We start from the raw sequence: 17,407 nt of genomic DNA on the forward strand, positions 1-17,407 counted from the left end.
CGGCTAGAAAGCACTAAAGATACTATGGCTGAGTTTGTACGTGTCGCTGCAGTCGATGCGATTGCGGATCCTGGTAAAAGCGTATTTGAAGTCGACGGCGAGGTCGTGGTGGTGTTTCATGTCGATGGGCAATTCTCTTGCCTGGACGATGTTTGCACGCACGACGATGGTCCGCTTGGCGAAGGTCGGTTGGAAGGGTGTACGATCGCCTGTCCGCGACATGGCGCCAAGTTTGATATCCGCACCGGCGCGGCGTTAACGATGCCCGCGACGCGAGCGACGATTTGTCACGAGGTCAAGGTCGAAGACGGCGCCGTTTGGGTTCGGCTTCGAAGTTAGCAGAGAGGATCAATGCAATGGCGATTAGTGAAGATGCCGTCCGCGAAGAAATCAAAAAAGTGATCGATCCCGAGTTGTTCGTCAACATCGTCGATCTGGGGTTGGTTTACGTCATTGACGTCCAGCCGATCGAAGATGAACCAGAGATGGCCAACGTTTTGATCGAAATGACGATGACCAGCCCGGCCTGTCCCGCTGGCCCGCAATTGATTGGCCAAACCAAACAGTTTGTCGGTCAAATCGCCGGGGTCAAAGAGGTCGAAGTCAAGATCGTCATGGAGCCGCCGTGGACCCCGGATCGTATGACCGAAGATGCTCGCGATCAGCTAGGCATTTTTTAGAAAAGCGGAAAGCGGACGATCTTTCCACCAGCCCGAGGCGCGAGCCGAGGGAATGGGGTTGGCAGCAGACAATCCGTCAAACATCGATTTGCGGTTTGATTCAACCAATCGCTTTTCCTAACAATTCATTCCGCTTTTCCTTAGCTCGCATCGCGGGCTGGTGTTGAATCGAATGGAGGCCGCTGTGAAACGGGTCTTTGTTTACGAGTTCATCACCGGCGGCGGGCTTTACGCGATGCCGGATGCTCCGGCGCCTGCTGGCTCTCTCCTACACGAGGGGGCTTTGATGAGATCGGCTGTTGTCGACGGTTTGTTGGCTGCCGACGTTGCAGTCACCCTCTTGCGCGATCAGCGGCTTGTCCCAGATCGGAATGCTGAGGATTGCGAAGAACTGGTTGTCGCTTCGGCAGCAACTGAACGAGCTGAGTTTAAGGCGGCCTGTGAGCGGTCTGATGCGGTGCTGGTCATCGCTCCCGAGTTTGAATCTCTGTTGCTTGACCGCGTCCGTTGGGCCGAAGCGGGGCCAGCTCGGCTGATTAGTCCCGGATCTGATTTTGTCGCGATTGCCGGCGACAAATGGCGGACGTACCAAGCTTGGCGCCAAGCTGGGGTCCCCACTCCACCTACTTGGCTCGCTGCGGACTTTGTGCCTGGCGGTGAGCGGTATGTGCAGAAGCCGCGGGATGGAGCAGGCTCGCAGGATGTTGGTTTTTGGGATTCTGGAGAAAAATTAGCGCTGCATCCTGAGGCTATAGTTCAAACCTTCTGTGAAGGATTGCACGTGAGCGCCGGCCTGTTAAGTAACGGAAATCAGATCGTTTCGCTACCTCCCAGCATCCAGCAGATCGATTGCTACAATGGATTTCAATATCGCGGAGGCTCTTGGCCCCTGCCAGAGGCGCTAAAGCAGCGTGCTCAGGCGTTGGCGCGCCGTAGTATCGCCCCGCTGCCACCTTTCCGGGGGTATGTCGGCGTTGATATGATTCTGAACGCAATAGATGGTGAGGATCTCGCCGTTGAGATTAACCCGCGTTTGACGACTTCCTACATTGGGCTGCGTCAGCTTTGCTGCGGCAACTTATCAACGGCGATGCTGGCGCTGGCTGAGGGCGAACCGATCGAAATCGAGTTTTCCAGCGAGCCTTATCAATTCAAACTCTGACGACGACGACGGTGAAAACTGATGCCGGTACTCGCTCTCGACATTGGCGGAGCCAATATCAAACTCGCCAACGCTTCAGGCTACGCCGATTCGATGGAGTTTCCGCTGTGGAAACGCCGCGAGGACCTGCCGAAAATCTTGCAAGAAGTTCGCGAGCATGCTCCCGTTTTTCAGCGGATCGCGTTGACCATGACCGGCGAGTTGGCCGACTGTTTCGGCTCTAAGCAGGAAGGGGTCCGCTATATCCTGTCCTGCGTCCAAGACGTCTTTAGCGACAGTAAAATTCGGGTCTATCTGACGACCGGCGAACTGGCCACCGTAGCCGCCGCTGCTGAGCGTCCGCTGGATGCGGCTGCGTCCAACTGGCACGCACTGGGGCAGTACGCATGTCGACATTTTCCGACCACTGGGGATGGCGCAGTGATCGACGTTGGTTCGACTACGACCGACTTTGTACCGATCCGCAACGGCAAGCTACTGAATGTAGGACGCACCGATCCCGAGCGTCTGCTCGCAGGCGAGCTGGTCTATACAGGAATTGAGCGGACGCCGATTTGCGCTATGGCGCACACTGTCACTCTGCGCGGCGCCGATTGTCCTCTGGCGGCCGAATTGTTTGCAACCTCGCTTGATATCTTTTTGGTGATGGGGTTGATTGACGAAGCGACCGAAAATCACGAAACGGCCGATGGGCGTCCGGCGACGCGCGAGTTCGCCAAGTCACGTCTAGCACGCATGGTCTGCGCCGACGCCGAAGAGCTGACCTGGACCGAAGTTAACGAGATGGCCCGCGAGTTGTATCGAAAGCAGGTGAAGTTCGCCGCTGCTCGCTGGGAACATGCGATGAGCGCCAATGGACTGTCGCCAGAGCTGGTTGTGATTTCTGGTCATGGCGATTTTCTGGCGGAAGCCATTTTGGACGCCGCAGGCGTGACTTCTCAGCGAATCTATTTCTCTGACCTGATCAACGATCGCGCCGCTCGCTGCGGTCCGGCGTTTGCGCTGGCGGTTTGGGCGGAAGAGAACTGGTAACGCTGTTATGAACCTACGTGTCGTCAAACTGGGAGGGAGTCTCTTCAACTTGCCCGACCTGGGGCAACGCGTTCAGACCTGGCTCACCCAGCAGTCGCCGCAGCCGACCGTGCTGATCGCCGGCGGCGGCATGTTTACCGATGCGGTGCGGCAGTTTGATGCGCTTCACCAACTCCCCTCCCCTGCTTCTCATCGGTTAGCTCTAAGCAGCATGCAACTGGCCTCTCATGCGTTAGCGCTCCTCTTGCCCGCATTCGATTATGTCAGCGAAGCGAATCGCTTAAGGTCTCATTTGGCGTCCTTGGCGCCGTCAGATAGTCTTGTTCCCTACGTTGGCGTCTGGAACGTGATCGACTATTGGCTCAACGAAATCGAGCCAACCTTGATAGAGAGCTCACGCGGTTGGTCGTTGACTAGTGATTCGATCGCGGCCATGTTGGCCCAGCACTGGCAAGCCCAGTCACTGGTCCTGCTGAAGTCTTGTGAGCTTCCCGGCGAGACAATCGACCAATGGAGCCAGTCAGGAGGCGTCGATCCCCAGTTCGCCGCAGCAGCCGCTGGCGTCAACGTTTCCTGGGTGAACCTGCGGGCAGAAGTCTGACGGCGAATAAAAAAAGGCCGCGAAGATCGCGGCCTTTTTCTGGTCTGAGTCAGCGGTGAAAACTAGTTCCACCACCAGGTAGCGTCGCCGGTTTTGGCGTTTTGTTCTCGCAGCGGCTGCATGGTCGGGACCGCTTCGCTGTTGCTGGCGACCGTCCAAGAGTCGATGTCAACGCCACCAGAGACGGTGATGACCCAGCTGCGCCCCTTTTTCAAGGCGCTGACAATGCTGGGGACATTCTTCGGAGCGTAGTACTCGGACTGCGTTAGCGAGTTTGTCGCTTCACCCAGCATGGGGAGTTCGAGATTCGCCTTCTTCAGCATGTCCTCTTTGGTGATCAACGCGGCGATCACGCACATGTCCATGACGTTTCGCAATTCGCCGAAGATCTTATCTTCGCCAGAGAGGTCTTCGTATTGGGCGGTCATTAGGTTGGCCCATTTCTTAGCCATCGCCCCTTCTTTGCCGGTCTGTAGGACCTTGCCGTCGACGGTGATGATTTCATCCTCGGTCATCGCTTTGACGCCGGGACCGCGTAATTGCCAGGCCAAGCCATCTTCGCTTTTGGCGAGCGGTTCATAATTACAGGCCAACCACCAACGAGGAGCAGCGTTGGCTTGCAGCACGCCGACCGAAGCCATGTCAACAAAGCTCGGCAAACCGCGAACCGGGGCTTTATCGTGGCCCATCGCGATGCGTTTCATCCGATAGTCAGCGCCAACTAGCACGCGAGCGAAATGGCTCGTTTGCGGCACGCCTCGAACGGTGATGTCCTGCAGCCCCATTGCTCGTTCCATGCCTTGAACTACGGCTGCGGACAACTGTGACGCCTGAGTCACGTTGTTCATGTATTGTTGGAAAGTTACGCGGCCTTGTTGGGTTGGATCGATTGAGCAGGTAATGCCTCCGCTGCGAGCGTTGTCGACTGATTGTAGCGCGACAACCAGATCTTCTAGCAACAAGACCGGGCGCCCTGTCGTGACGCCAACCACGGTGCCGTGATCGTCAACTGTCCAGCCTTCGCCGGGGCCAGCCAAAACAATATCGTTCTCTTCGGGATAGACGAACACGTACTCGATTCGTTGCAGTCCGGCGAGGTATTTCACTTCATCCGGCAGCACGTCCAGGTTGTTCTCTTGCGCTTGCTTGATTGCCGCGTCCAATCCTTTGAGCGAAACTTTTCGCATCGAGACGGGAGTGTTGAGATCGCCGGGAGCCTTCTGCAATGCCTTGATCATCTCGGCACGCAGCATTCGCTGCGAATCGACGCTCGCGAGACCTACCACCCCTTGGGCGTCGATCGAGATCCCACCGACCGCTTGGGTACGGAATTGGTTATTTCCTGCATTTGCTGCTGTTGGCAGGGCCAAGGCCGCAACTACTAGCAAAAGGAGCGATTTAGTGGAAAGATTGCTCACGGTCCGAATCATTGCGAAACTCCTGACGGATGCTGGCGAAAATGACGTGCACCCAAAGCGTCTGACTTGCGTATTGGTTCCCGGAGACCCCGAGATGGCATCTGAAGAGTGATATCCCCCCTCCACCAGAATAGAGCGAGTGCTGTAATTTGGCTTCAGGGCAAGAAACTACACAAACTTACGATAGTTCCCAGCTGCGGTATTTGCAAGAAAACGTCCACTAAGTTACCCAAGTTCTAAGGATTTGAATTATTCGGCAGGAAATAGCCGCCTCGTCCTTGGAGAGAGAAGTTACCTATAATTTAATGAACCCTCGTTAGAAGTGCCGCCGCGGCGCTCGTCAGAGGGCTTAAGTTGATTTCTGACAGACATTTACGCTTAAAAAGCAAGGGACGGCGTTCAAAATACCCGATGGTCGCCTTTTTGATTATCCGAGAAGGTTCAAATTGGACCGACGTTTTTCGCCTAGTGCCGGGTCACACGGTCACGATCGGTCGCGCGCCGACCAACCAGATTGTGATCAAGGACGATCGTTGCAGCCGTTACCATGCCGAGATTTTCCTCTCGGAGGGGGAATGGATTTTGCGCGATCTCGACTCTCGCAACGGAACTTTAGTGGGGGAAAACGCGATGCGGGGGGACTGGCAGCTTGAATTTGGCCAGGTAATCCGGATCGCCAGCATGCAGTTGGCTTTTGTCGAAGATCTAAATACTGCGTTCCCCGACGGTTCCGGCAGCAGCTCGCATCTGTTTAGTGACGCCGCGCAGGCAGACCCCTCGACGTTTCGCACCGTCGACGAAAGCGAACACGTTCTGGATATCGCAGAACCGACGACGATCACGCATCGTCGCGGCGAAACGAAGTTTCTCAAAGCCGTAGCCAACAAAGGGGCCGACGCGTCCACAATCCCTAAGGTAGGAAAAGCGGCGACGCTGCTTTGCAAGTTGGCGTTTGATCTCGCCAACCAGACTGACATTACCGCGGTCGCCAACTTGGCGCTGGAAGGTCTCTTCGAGTGCACCAGTATCGATGCCGGCGCCGTGCTGCTGTTGCCGCGCAGTCATAAAGGAATCGCGACCGAAAAAGATTTAGAGCTGATCGCGTCACGTACCGATAAGGGGCCCAACTATCACCGGGTATCCCGTTTTTTGGCCAATACGGTGTTGCGTGAAGGAGAAGCGGTCCTGGCGCGAAACGTGATGGATGATAGTCGCTTTGGCATTCGCGATAGCAAGGGAGACATTCATGCTACCAGCGTGCTGTGTGCTCCGATCCGCCAGAATGGGCGCGCCATCGGCGTTGTCCATCTTTATTCGACCGACGCTGGTAAAATCCCTGATCCTGACGATCTAGAGTTCGCTCTGGCCGTGGCCGACAACGTCGCGCTGGCGCTCAAAAATCTGGGACGTCAGCTCGAGCTGACCGAAACAATTTCGCAGACGCAGGTCGAAATTGATGAACTCCGCAAAAAGCTAGGCGCCGAAAGTCAAATCGTCGGCCGCAGCCCTTTGATCATGTCGTTGCAACAGCAAATCGCCAGAGCTTCGCCCAGTCGCGCGACGGTGCTGATTTGCGGCGAAAGCGGCGTTGGCAAAGAATTGGTCGCCCGAGCGGTCCACTTCGCCAGTCCACGAAAAAAAGGACCGTTTGTCTGCCTAAACTGCGCTGCGCTCTCCGAATCGCTGCTAGAAAGTGAACTGTTTGGTCACGAGCGAGGAGCCTTTACCGGCGCTACCGATCGCAAGATGGGCAAATTTGAAGCGGCGCACAACGGCACGTTGATGCTTGACGAAATTGGCGAAATGAGCGAAGCGATCCAAGCCAAGTTTCTACGCGTGCTAGAGGGACATCCGTTTGAACGCGTTGGCGGCAGCGAACCGGTGCAGGTCGACGTCCGCGTGATCGCCGCGACCAATCGCGACTTAGAAAAAGAAGTCGAGCGAGGGCGCTTTCGCCGCGACCTGTACTTCCGGTTGCGCGTCGTCGAGATCACCGCTCCGCCGCTCCGCAAGCGACCAGAAGACATCGTCGAACTAGCGAGTCATTTTCTGGAGAAGTTCAACGCCGAGACCGGCCGTAAACTGCTTGGCTTTACGCAAGCCGCTTACGAACACATGAAAAAGTATCGCTGGCCCGGCAATGTCCGCGAGCTGAAAAATGTGATCGAGCGCGCTGTCGTCTTGGCGCAAGGAGAACGCATCGAAGTCGAGGATTTGGCGCTATCGAACTTGGCTACCTCAGGCGATACCGCGGATAACATCTCCCTTTCGGATGTGTACGAACCGGCTTCGCTGGCGGAAGTCGAACGACGTCATATTGCGTTGACGCTGGAGTCGACCGGCTGGAACAAAAGTCGCACGGCCAGCATCCTGGGGATAGAGCGTTCTACGCTCGACCGCAAAATTCGGCGCTATCAGCTGCGCCCCAATATCACGATCCAGCGCTAGCAGTGCGTCGAGCCAGGCGTTGGATGCGGCGAATCGCAAAGTCCTTTTGCAACGGTTACGCTGATTCTCTTGGCGAACTGATGCAGCTTCACCAGCGGTGAAGTTATAAATATGCCGATCTGGCGATCTTTATGCGTTGGGAGCGACGCGACGTTTCAAAAAACGGACGTTGGCGACCGAATATCTGCTGCGCCGCTTAATCGTAGCGAATACTTTTCTAGAATTGTGTGACCAAGAATGGTCGCGACAGTGTCACAATTCAAGCACCGTAGACAACGGCGACCCAACATGGCGACAGCAGAAGCAATTACCTCGGCCAGCTTTACCTGCACCGATCCGACCCTGACTCAGGCAGTCATCGACTCTGTGGCTGGCGCGCTTTCGATGTGCAACATGACTGCACGTTGCGTCGGTGTCGCCGCCGTGCCGATGGGAGAAAAAGGGCTGGTCACCGGCATTATCGGCGTACATGGCAAGGTTTCCGGTTTTATTACCGTGAACATGTCAGAGCGATTGGTGATCAAAGCGGTCGAAGGTCTGCTGCAGGACGAGTTCGGCAAATTGACTTCGCAAGTTGTCGACGGAGCCGGTGAAATCACTAATATCATTTGCGGCGGCATCAAGTCCAAGCTGGCCCGCACCCCGTGGGCCTTTCAGGGAATTACGGTTCCTTCCGTGATTGTTGGCGGCGGGTATCAAATGGCGTTCGCGCGCGGACTAGAGTTTGTCAGCGCCACCTTTGAACATGCTGATCCCGAAGCGGTGATGCTGGAAGATCGCCTGCTGAGCGTCAGCATGTCATTTTTGCGTCTGTAAGCGGATTAGGTAAACCGACCCGTCGAACGCGCAGCCACACGTCTGTTGCGGTTTGGTAAACAGACAAAGCTTTGTTTGTTATTTCTGTTGATCGTGTCGCCGATATTGGGCGGCGAGCGTTTCGATCGGCACGCCTCGTTGATAGGCCGCCAGCAATCGCCAATTCAAAAGCGTCTGTCGAATCACGCCCTGCTTTTGCCAGCGTCGTGCTGATGTGATCACTGGGCCCGGCAGCAATGTGGGCCAATGTTGTCGACGGAGTTTCTGCGAGAGCAGGTAATCTTCCAAAAAGGGAACGTCGGCGAAACGACCTGCTTGTTCAAACGCGGTCCGCGTTACCGCGATCGCTTGATCTCCATACGGCAAGCCCAGCCAGCGAACGCGCAGATCATTTCCGCGCTCGACCAGTCGATAGATCCGCTGCGGCGCGTCGATCTGTTGGCGAAACGCGCCAAACACAAAGTCGTCCCCCTGCTGACGCAGTTGCGCTATCGAACTGCGCGAGAGCCGACAGTCGGCATGTAAGAAAAGCAGCACGTCGCCGCTGGAAGCGACGGCGCCTGCATTTTGTTGAATTGCACGACCCGGCAGCGAATGAATCAGGGTCGCGCCTGCTTGTTGCGCCAAAGTGGGAGTCGCATCCGCGCTTCCCCCATCGACGACGAAGATTTCATCCGCCCCAGCAACTTGTGCTGAGACAACCGCGGCTTGAATATTGGCTTGTTCATTCAAAGCCGCGGTGATAACCGAAACTCGCACCAGGCGGTTTCCTGCAACAACTATTCGCTAACCGCATGCGAAGCGGTAGTAACGGCTTGCTCGGCGGCGCTGTTTTGCTGTGACGCCTGCATTTCGATGGCGCGCTCAACCAAGGTTTCGATCGTCGACTCAGACTGAGCGCCGACCAACAGTTTGCGACGCCATCCGTCTGACGTCTTGCGGAAGAGGATCAGTTGCGGGATCGATCCCCCTTGCATCAGTTTGCCAGCCAAAGCAGATTGCGAATCGGCGTCAACTTCGGCGTATGCTACGCCGCTCAGTTTTCCTTTGCGAAGCAACGACGGCATTACCGAACGTTTCATCGTCACGCAGCCAGGGCACCAGTTGGTTCCCACCAAGATCAACAGCGGTTTGCCCGTTTCGTCAGCAGCACGGAAAGCAGCGGGATAGTCATGTTCGCCACCGGCCATGGTAGCTTGCAGCAGTACGGCGAGAAGAACGCCATGCATAAGAAAGTCCTTTGTGCGTAGTCGACATCGCGCAGCGGTACCGAAAAAAAGTTACCGGCGGGGTAGATAAGTACGGACGAAGGGTGAGAAGAACTCGGTTTAGAAGCGATCCGTCAGAACCACATCCGGCGACGTCAGTCTTTAACTGGCCCAAGGTAGGGGGGGAACCGTGCTGCGCTCCTGCGACAGGGGTTTGGGTCGTCCAAGGTCACGATTACCGCACAGTTTACCCGAGTCGATACAACCTGCAAGGACTTCCCTATGATTAAAATCGTTGTATTTTTCCTACACCTACTTTTGGGGCGCCCCCACTGCGGAACCATTGCTAGATGATCGGAAATCGCTATCCTTAAGCAGCGGAACATCTTAGTCTTATTCTAAACGGCCGGTTCATGCGTCTGCGAGTAGGTGTTATCGGGCTGGGGCCGGAATGGGATTCTCGTCATCGCCCTGCCCTTCTGGCTCTGGGAGATCGCTTTCATGTCGAAGCGATCTGTGACGAGGTTTCGTTGCGAGCAGAGAACGCCGCCCGACAAATCGGCGCGAAAGCGGTTAACGGCTTTCGCAAGCTGGTTTCTGCTCCGGAGATCGAAGCGGTCCTAATGCTGGGCCCGCAGTGGCACGGAGTCGAGCCGTTGCTTGTGGCCTGCGAAGAAGGCAAAGCGTTCTATTGTACGTCAATTCTCGAAATCGCCGGCGCCAACTCGGCGAACCTCCGCGAGTCGGTCGATCGATCAGGCATCGCGTTTATGGCCGAGTTTCCGCGGCGTCATTCGCCAGCGACGATTCGCTTAAAAGAGCTAATCGCGACGCGTCTCGGAGCGCCGCAGTTGCTCTTCTGTCACGAGCGGATTCGCAAGCCGGAGCATGGCGCCGCCGATCGCTTTGGACCCCGTCCCGTCAAGCGTCATGTGGCCGAGCTCGTCGATTGGTGCCGCTATGTCGTCGGCTCAGAGCCGCAAACGGTCTTCGGCGTGCAGCACCGCAAAGGGGACGAGATCAATCTCGATTATGAGATGCTCAGCGTCGAGTTTGATTCACCCAGCGGCGGCTCACCGGTCATTGCTCAAATCAGCGCCGGCAGCTATTTACAGCATGGCTGGCCCGAGGCCTCATCCTTCCGACCGCCGGCCGCATTGCAAGTTTGCTGCGCCAACGGAGTCGCCTTCGTCGATTTGCCGTCAACCTTGATTTGGTTTGACGAAGCGGGACGTCACATGGAATCGCTCGATCACGAACGCCCTGTGGGCGAGCAGATGCTCAGCCTGTTTCACCGCAGCGTCACCAGCCTACTGCGAAATACCAGCTGCTTGAACGACGTTGACTGTGCATTACGTGTCATGCGGGCTGCCGACGAGAGCTACGAGAGCCGCACCCGCATGCCGATCGACCCGGCCTAAATAGGCCCAAAAGATCCAAAAATGGCGCCATTTTTGGCTTTCGCCTAGCTGCTTCTATCTACCCGCTCTGAAGGGTGGTTTTGCATCGGCAGATCTTGCTGCCTAGATGTTTGGCGAGAAAATCTGCGGTTTTTTTTCGCTAGCGAGCGAGCTTTACTTTTCCTGGGCTCGTATATGCTAGATGTTCTATCGGTGATTTGATTCTTGTTCCAAACTCAAATCGACTTATAGGCTGCGCTTTCTGCTGGGCGTCGATCTCGGATCCCGACTGGTGGAGACTGCTGCTGAAGACCTGCCAGCTCTACCTACCCAAGCTTGTTCCGCACTGTATGGATTTCTCCGATGCATCGACGCGATTTGTTGAAGACTGCCGCTGCTGCGTTTGCTTCCACTGCATTTCCATTGGGTTCATTGCTTAGCGCCACCGCCCAAGCCGGACTAAAACCGCTGGGAGAGCCGCAAAGGTTCGACTTTGAGACTTTGAAAAAGCAAGCTCGCGAGTTGGCGGGCCAGCGGTATGTTCCCCCGCGTGACACGTTGCCGCCGCCGATTGCTCAGCTCGACTGGGACCATTGGCAGGCAATCCGCTTTGACGAAGACCATTCGCTCTGGAGCGACCAGGATCTGTGGTTTCAGGCCCGCTTCTTCCATCTAGGATTCACCATCAAAACGCCGGTGCGGATGTTTGAGGTAGTCAACGGTCAGGCCCAGGAGCTGGCCTACGATACGCACATGTTTGACTACGCCAAAAGCGGCGTTGATCCTAGCACGCTGCCGCCAGACTTGGGCTTTGCCGGGTTTCGCTTGAACATGCATACCGATTGGACCCGTGACGTCGCCGCGTTTCAGGGGGCTAGTTATTTCCGCGCGGTCGGCGGCGAAAAACAATACGGTCAATCAGCTCGCGGGTTGGCGATCAACTGCGGAATGGGATATCCAGAAGAGTTCCCCAACTTCATCGCCTACTATCTAGAGCGACCTAGCAAAGACTCAGCCACGTTGACGGTCTATGGCCTGCTCGATTCACCCAGCGTCAGCGGCGCCTATCGATTTTTGCTAACGCCAGGCGATACCTTTGTGATGGATATCGATGCGGCGATCTATCCGCGAAAAAAGATCGAACGACTCGGAATCGCGCCGCTGACCAGCATGTTTCAGTATGGCGAAAATGACAAACGGATGGACAATGACTGGCGCCCCGAGATTCACGACACCGACGGACTGCAAATGTGGACTGGCGACGGCGAATGGATCTGGCGTCCGTTGGTCAACCCGCAAGGAGTACGTGTTAACTCCTACTTTGACGACAACCCGCGCGGGTTTGGCTTGCTGCAACGCGATCATGATTTTGATCACTACCAGGACGACGGCGTCTTTTATGATCGTCGTCCCAGCGTCTGGGTCGAACCGAAAACAGACGCCGATGGCCAAGGCTGGGGTAAAGGCGCGGTGATGCTGGTCGAGATCCCGACCGTGGACGAGACATTCGACAACATCGTCGCGTTTTGGAGCCCGACCGAAAAACCGCAGCCCGGCGTCGAACTAGCGCTAGGCTACAAGTTGTACTGGGGAGCACGACCGCCGATTACGTCGCAAGGCGCAACGGTTCGTGCTACGCGGACCGGGATCGGCGGCGTTGTCGGCCAGCCGCGCAAACACTTTTCGTGGCGATTTGCCGTCGACTTCGCCGGCGGCGATTTTGCGCATTTGGGAGAAGGCGCCAAGGTCGAACCGGTAATCGAAGCGTCACGCGGAGAGATCGAAATCTCGTCGGTTCGACCCCTGTTTGAAGTCAACGGCGAAGGTGTCAGCGGCTGGCGCGCAATGTTTGACTTAAAGCCGACCGACAGCAGCCGCGAGCCGATCAACATTCGCATGTATTTGCGCTGCAACGGGCAATCGCTGACCGAGACCTGGCTTTATCAATGGACCCCCACCGATCAAGCGGTCCAAGAAATCACTGCCGCCGCCAAGGAGGCCGCTACAGCAGTGCAGCCTGCACAAGAGGGGACAGCCGCAGAAAAACCAGCGAAGGACGCCAAGCCATAGTCGTCGTGTGACAGCCAAAGCCAAAATTGGGACCTGGCGCCAATTTTGGGGCGTGTTACTCTTCGACCGTTTCGCCCAGCTCTTCGTCCAAGCTGCGCAGTTCTTCGACCCACAGCCGGATTTCGTTGTCGTATTCGCTGGCCAAGTCTCCTTTGACCAGCTGACGATGAAACGCGGCGGCGCCTCCTTTGCGCAGTTCGGCATCTTCGGCCGATGGGAAGCGGCGCATCGGATCGGGCGCGATCAGGCCGCGGCAAAAGCTCATCAGCAATTCATTGCAGGCAACTTCGGCCGGCAAAATATCAGTCAACCGCTGAGCCAAAAATCGCTTGGCTTCTAGCAGGTCACGATAGTTGTTAATGCCGCTAAACAGCGAGCGTCCGGCCAACATTTCGATCAACACATAGCCCAGACTGGCCAGGTCGCTGCGCGGCGACGCCTCGTTTCCTTCCAGCACTTCCGGCGCTGCGTAAGAGGGCGTGCAGGTGCGTTCGTTCGGCGGCGCATCAATCAAGAAGGCCGAACCAATATCAATCAGCTTGGCGGCGCCGGTCCGTTTCAACATCATGTTCGACGGCTTGACGTCGCCGTGGACAATTCCTTCGCGATGCAGCGCCGCAAGCGCCGCTAGGCAGTCGCGTACGATGGCTACGGCTACGCCAGGTTTAAAACGGGGTTGCTGCGGCCCTTGGGTAACAATCACCTGATTGATGTATTCCCACCGCGTCTGCGTTACCCGGTCTCGTATGCGTTCGACCATGCCAGGCGTCAACAATTCTTGCAGGTCGTACCCGTCGACCCATTCCATCACCATCACGCGAATGCGGCGGCGATCGAGAAAATTGTGGACTTCCAGCAAGTTGTGTTGTTGAATTTGGGCGACGCGCGAAGCGATCTGAGCAATACGCGACATCGCCGCTTCGTAGGTATGAATCCCTTCGTAGCGTTCTGGAGAGAAGACCTTGACTGCTAGCGGAATCGTAAAGTCGTCGGCTCCCCGGCGCTCGGTCAAAAAGACCATCCCCTGCCCGCCACAGCCCAGCAGACGCCGCAGTTTGTAATGCTCGGTCCAGCTCGACCGTTTGGCATGGACGAGCTCGTCGTACCGCCGCAACAGATCCTCAGGACATTTGTACGTTTTTCCCTCGCTAAAGGTGAGCGTGGGATGCAGGTCATGGCGCGTCGTGGTCAGCATCGGTTGCGCCATGTCATCACCTGCGGGGAATTCGGGGTCTGCCATTACTCGGACCGAATCATCTGAAGAAGCATTGGATGGGAAAGCGTCTCGGCGAATATCCGACGTCCCTGTCGAAGGAACTTTCGCGAACAAAGCTTTTCACGCGGGGGCCTTTCGGAGCGGGAATCCGAGGCGTTTATCCACTTGGTTGATCAATGGTTGGTTCGCACGAAAACGACGCAGGTTTTCGCAAAACAAATCGGTGACATCGTCGTTTCGCGTTCGCCCCTGGGCGCCAACATGCGGGGTAATAATCACATTTTCAAAATCCCAGAGGGGGCTATCGGGTGATAAGGGCTCTACTTCGGCGACATCGACTCCGGCGGCGGATAGATGCTCCGAAGCTAATGCATGGATGAGGGCCGACTCGCGAACCACTTGGCCGCGCGCCACATTAATAAAGATAGCGCCCGTTTTCATCGCTGCAAATTGATCGGTGTCGAATAAGTACCGAGTTTCGTCATTTAGCGGTAATGCGAGGATCACAATATCGGACTGGGCCAATAAGTCTGGCAGTCGATCTGCCGGCCACAATTCGTCTACACATTGCGGCTTGTCGTAGGGGCAATAATCGGTCGCAATGATGCGAATTTGAAACGGGGCCAAGATTTCGGCCAGCCGTCGACCATTGCCTCCCAGACCGACAATCCCCACAGTTTTGCCATGCAGATCCCCGGTCGGTCGTCGGATGTATTCTTTTTTCAACTGCGCTCGAAAGAAGGTCGGTAGCGAGCGAATCACCCCCAACAGCAGCGCCAGCGTCTGCTCGGCCACCTGATTGGCGAACAACCCTGATGCGCTGGTCACCGGAATTTCGGAAGAAATTACCGCAGGGACCAGACAGTGATCCATTCCGGCGGCCGAAGATTGAATCCACTTCAAGCGACCCGCTGCAACCGTTTCATCCCAGGGAACCGGAACTTTGGCATGCCCGCAGTAAATATCGGCCTGCGGCAGCGCTGCGGCGATCCCCTCCTGACCGGCGTCAATCACGTTCCAGTCGCCGGCGACGGCGCGGATCTGCTCTAGATGGGCGGGGACCGTTTGATAACAAAGAACAATATTCATGGGGGCAAATTCGCAGAAACTTCGTTGTTATTTTTTCTATCGTACCCAAGCCGACCGCAGAGCGTGAGACCCGTTTAGCGCGCGGCGCGATATAATGCGTGCTCAATTGGCGAACCTGCTGGCGACTGCGTTGTCCTGGGGGGACGGATGAGTACCCAATGCTTCTAGGTTGCCCCGATGGACGCTTCCCCTCGCTTACTTTCTAGCAACGCCTCGTGGTGGGGGCGACGCTGTGGAATTCGCGAAGTTTTGATCGTCGCATTGCCGCTGGTCATCTCGACCGCTTCCTGGTCGCTGACCAATTTTGTCGATCGGATGTTTTTGTTTTGGCACTCCAAAGAGGCGATGGCCGCTTCGCTGCCGGCCGGGATGCTTCACTTTTCGCTCCTTTGCTTTCCGATCGGCGTCGCCTCGTATGTAAATACGTTTGTCTCGCAGTACAACGGCGCCCGCGAACCGCGTCACATTGGGCCAATCGTCGTTCAGGGAATAATCTGGGGCTGCGTGGTCGCCCCTTTCTTCTTTTTGGCGGCGATTCCGGCCAACTTTCTGTTTGCGGTAACCACAGTCGAGCCCGAAGTTGCCCGTTTAGAGTCCGTTTATTTCTGGGTCTTGGCCTACGGCGGGGGCGCTGCGGTCGTCGCCAATGCGATGTCGGCGTTTTTCTCAGGACGGCAAAAAAATGGCGTCGTCATGGCGGTCGATAGCAGCTCGTGCTTGGTGAACGTGATCCTCGATTACTTCTTCATCTTTGGCTACGTCTCGTTTGTGCCGGATGGAATCGCCGGCGCCGCTTGGGCGACGGTGATTAGCCAGTGGTACAAAGTCGCCCTCTACGGCGGTTTGATTGTCTTGCCCGCCAATTGGCGCAACTTCGGCTTTGCCGACGCCCGGCTGTGGGACTGGGAAGTCATGAAACGTCTGATGCGATTTGGCTCGGCCAGCGGGGTGCAGCTGGCGCTCGAAGTCTCAGCGCTCACCTTTTTCTTGTTGATGATGGGGCGCTTGGGATCCGAGGCGATGACCGCAACCAACTTGGCCTTTTCGATCAACGGATTCGCCTTCGTCCCGCTGGTCGGTATCGGGATCGCCGTCACCACGTTGGTCGGCCGAGAAATCGGCGCCGGCGAGCCAGACATCGCCAGCAATGCAACCTGGTCAGGCTTCGCGATCGCCTTGGCCTACAGCGGCATCATGGCCACCATCTATTGGACCTTGCCCGATCTGTTTCTCACCTTTCATCAAGTCGCCGAGCCCGGCGTAGTCGCTCAGGTCGAAGGTGTCCTGTCGACCACCACCATTTTGCTGCGGTTCGTCGCGTTCTTTTGCTTATTGGATGCGACCAACGTGGTGTTTGTCAGCGCACTAAAAGGCGCCGGCGACGTAAAGTTTGTGATGATTTCAACGTTCGTTATCTCGGTGCTGCCGGTCTGCGTTGGCGCTGCCGTCTTGCTGGCCGGCGGCGGTTTGTACGCCTGTTGGATCGTGCTAACGCTGTGGGTCTTCGCGATGGGCGCCACCAACCTGACGCGGTTCTTACTAGGCAACTGGCGCGGGATGCAAGTGATCGAGCCAGAACTGGTCGCAGAGTGAGCTAGTTTGCCAAGACCAGGGCGCGATGGGATGGTCCACTCGTCCAACAGACAGATATCAACTCCTGAAATTGCTCCGCCAGATGAAAGTGCTTGACTCGTTTTCGCTGCGGCGCTTGGTTGTCCTCAAACGGGAAGATGAAATAACCGGTAGCTGACTCAAAAAAAATGGGCTGAAAGTCGGTTGCTTGCTTTCACTGCGAAGCAAGAGAAAGAATGAGAAGGCACTGGCTGTGGGCAAGTGCCGCCCGATAAAAAAGGAGTGTTGGACTGTGTCACCTCACCGAAAGTTCCACGGTCGATGAGATCCATAGCGAATACACGAATCGAAAGCATTCTCGACCTCGATCACGGCGAAGGGTGGATCACATTTTCCTGGTTGCACGAAAGCGGACTTGAGTATTCACTTTCGATTGACGCTGACGGTCACTGTAGCCGCGAAATGCCGATTCGATCAGGATCGGGTGTCGCGATCTTATCGGTTCACCGCGATCGCGTGGGACTGCGATTCACGGATCAACTTGCGACCAAGCTCGAGCTAGACCAAGAAATTGAATTTGAGGGGATCGTTCCAGAGAATGCGTACGCAGATCTGTTGCGATTGGCTGAGTACTTCTGACCATATCTAACAACCTGGATGGCGGCGGATCTGTTACTGCCGACTTTCGTGAGTGA

General features: G+C 56.3%; 16 protein-coding genes. 11 read left to right on the forward strand and 5 right to left on the reverse strand.

Annotated elements, in window-relative coordinates; translation table 11 throughout:
* Positions 1 to 24: 24 nt before the first annotated feature.
* The 5 genes from SH421x_RS11975 to SH421x_RS11995 all read left to right on the forward strand — a co-directional run bounded on the left by SH421x_RS11975 (position 25) and on the right by SH421x_RS11995 (position 3,475).
* Positions 25 to 339 (forward strand): non-heme iron oxygenase ferredoxin subunit, encoded by a 315-nt coding sequence (locus tag SH421x_RS11975; RefSeq protein ID WP_488855870.1) that lies wholly within the window; start codon positions 25 to 27, stop codon positions 337 to 339.
* Between the two features lie 17 nt (positions 340 to 356).
* On the forward strand, positions 357 to 680 hold the full coding sequence (locus tag SH421x_RS11980; RefSeq protein ID WP_488855872.1) for a metal-sulfur cluster assembly factor: 324 nt from the start codon (positions 357 to 359) through the stop codon (positions 678 to 680).
* 184 nt (positions 681 to 864) lie between these two features.
* Positions 865 to 1,842 (forward strand): ATP-grasp domain-containing protein, encoded by a 978-nt coding sequence (locus SH421x_RS11985; RefSeq protein WP_488855874.1) that lies wholly within the window; start codon positions 865 to 867, stop codon positions 1,840 to 1,842.
* A gap of 21 nt (positions 1,843 to 1,863) precedes the next feature.
* Positions 1,864 to 2,874, forward strand: coding sequence for a hydantoinase/oxoprolinase family protein (locus SH421x_RS11990; protein ID WP_488855876.1), 1,011 nt, complete (start codon positions 1,864 to 1,866; stop codon positions 2,872 to 2,874).
* A 7-nt stretch (positions 2,875 to 2,881) separates the two neighbouring features.
* Positions 2,882 to 3,475, forward strand: coding sequence for an amino acid kinase family protein (locus tag SH421x_RS11995; protein WP_488855878.1), 594 nt, complete (start codon positions 2,882 to 2,884; stop codon positions 3,473 to 3,475).
* Positions 3,476 to 3,537: 62 nt separating this feature from the next.
* Here the strand turns inward: SH421x_RS11995 and SH421x_RS12000 are convergent, their stop codons facing one another.
* Positions 3,538 to 4,905: a DUF1598 domain-containing protein gene (locus tag SH421x_RS12000; protein WP_488855880.1), complete on the reverse strand. Its 1,368-nt coding sequence runs from the start codon at positions 4,903 to 4,905 to the stop codon at positions 3,538 to 3,540.
* Positions 4,906 to 5,304: 399 nt separating this feature from the next.
* Between SH421x_RS12000 and SH421x_RS12005 the strand changes: the two genes are divergently transcribed.
* Together SH421x_RS12005 and SH421x_RS12010 are read left to right on the forward strand one after the other, a co-directional pair.
* Entirely contained in the window at positions 5,305 to 7,341 is a 2,037-nt protein-coding gene (locus tag SH421x_RS12005; RefSeq protein ID WP_488855882.1) for a sigma 54-interacting transcriptional regulator, read from the forward strand.
* Positions 7,342 to 7,629: 288 nt separating this feature from the next.
* A complete protein-coding gene (locus SH421x_RS12010) occupies positions 7,630 to 8,157 on the forward strand; it encodes a chemotaxis protein CheX (RefSeq protein WP_488855884.1) in 528 nt (175 codons plus the stop codon).
* Between the two features lie 78 nt (positions 8,158 to 8,235).
* Here SH421x_RS12010 and SH421x_RS12015 read toward each other — a convergent pair whose 3' ends face one another.
* Positions 8,236 to 8,916 carry a TIGR04283 family arsenosugar biosynthesis glycosyltransferase gene (locus SH421x_RS12015; RefSeq protein WP_488855885.1) on the reverse strand — a complete coding sequence of 227 codons (681 nt, stop codon included), beginning with the start codon at positions 8,914 to 8,916 and terminating at the stop codon, positions 8,236 to 8,238.
* Between the two features lie 20 nt (positions 8,917 to 8,936).
* Positions 8,937 to 9,386, reverse strand: a complete 450-nt coding sequence (locus SH421x_RS12020; RefSeq protein ID WP_488855886.1) for a thioredoxin family protein — start codon at positions 9,384 to 9,386, stop codon at positions 8,937 to 8,939.
* Positions 9,387 to 9,778: 392 nt separating this feature from the next.
* Between SH421x_RS12020 and SH421x_RS12025 the strand changes: the two genes are divergently transcribed.
* Together SH421x_RS12025 and SH421x_RS12030 are read left to right on the forward strand one after the other, a co-directional pair.
* Positions 9,779 to 10,786 carry a Gfo/Idh/MocA family protein gene (locus SH421x_RS12025; RefSeq protein ID WP_488855888.1) on the forward strand — a complete coding sequence of 336 codons (1,008 nt, stop codon included), beginning with the start codon at positions 9,779 to 9,781 and terminating at the stop codon, positions 10,784 to 10,786.
* Between the two features lie 342 nt (positions 10,787 to 11,128).
* Complete coding sequence (locus SH421x_RS12030; RefSeq protein ID WP_488855890.1) at positions 11,129 to 12,835, forward strand: OpgD/OpgG family glucan biosynthesis protein; 1,707 nt, start codon at positions 11,129 to 11,131, stop codon at positions 12,833 to 12,835.
* A gap of 55 nt (positions 12,836 to 12,890) precedes the next feature.
* On the opposite strand, the gene SH421x_RS12035 is transcribed toward SH421x_RS12030, so the two are convergent.
* Positions 12,891 to 14,030 carry a serine/threonine-protein kinase gene (locus SH421x_RS12035; protein WP_488856429.1) on the reverse strand — a complete coding sequence of 380 codons (1,140 nt, stop codon included), beginning with the start codon at positions 14,028 to 14,030 and terminating at the stop codon, positions 12,891 to 12,893.
* A 141-nt stretch (positions 14,031 to 14,171) separates the two neighbouring features.
* Entirely contained in the window at positions 14,172 to 15,140 is a 969-nt protein-coding gene (locus SH421x_RS12040) for a D-2-hydroxyacid dehydrogenase (protein ID WP_488855891.1), read from the reverse strand.
* 177 nt (positions 15,141 to 15,317) lie between these two features.
* Here SH421x_RS12040 and SH421x_RS12045 point away from each other — a divergent pair, with 177 nt between their 5' ends.
* Positions 15,318 to 16,733, forward strand: a complete 1,416-nt coding sequence (locus SH421x_RS12045; RefSeq protein ID WP_488855892.1) for an MATE family efflux transporter — start codon at positions 15,318 to 15,320, stop codon at positions 16,731 to 16,733.
* A gap of 300 nt (positions 16,734 to 17,033) precedes the next feature.
* Positions 17,034 to 17,351, forward strand: a complete 318-nt coding sequence (locus SH421x_RS12050) for a DEAD/DEAH box helicase family protein (protein WP_488855893.1) — start codon at positions 17,034 to 17,036, stop codon at positions 17,349 to 17,351.
* The last annotated feature ends 56 nt before the right edge of the window (positions 17,352 to 17,407 follow it).

The sequence above is a fragment of the Blastopirellula sp. SH421 genome (assembly GCF_057808535.1).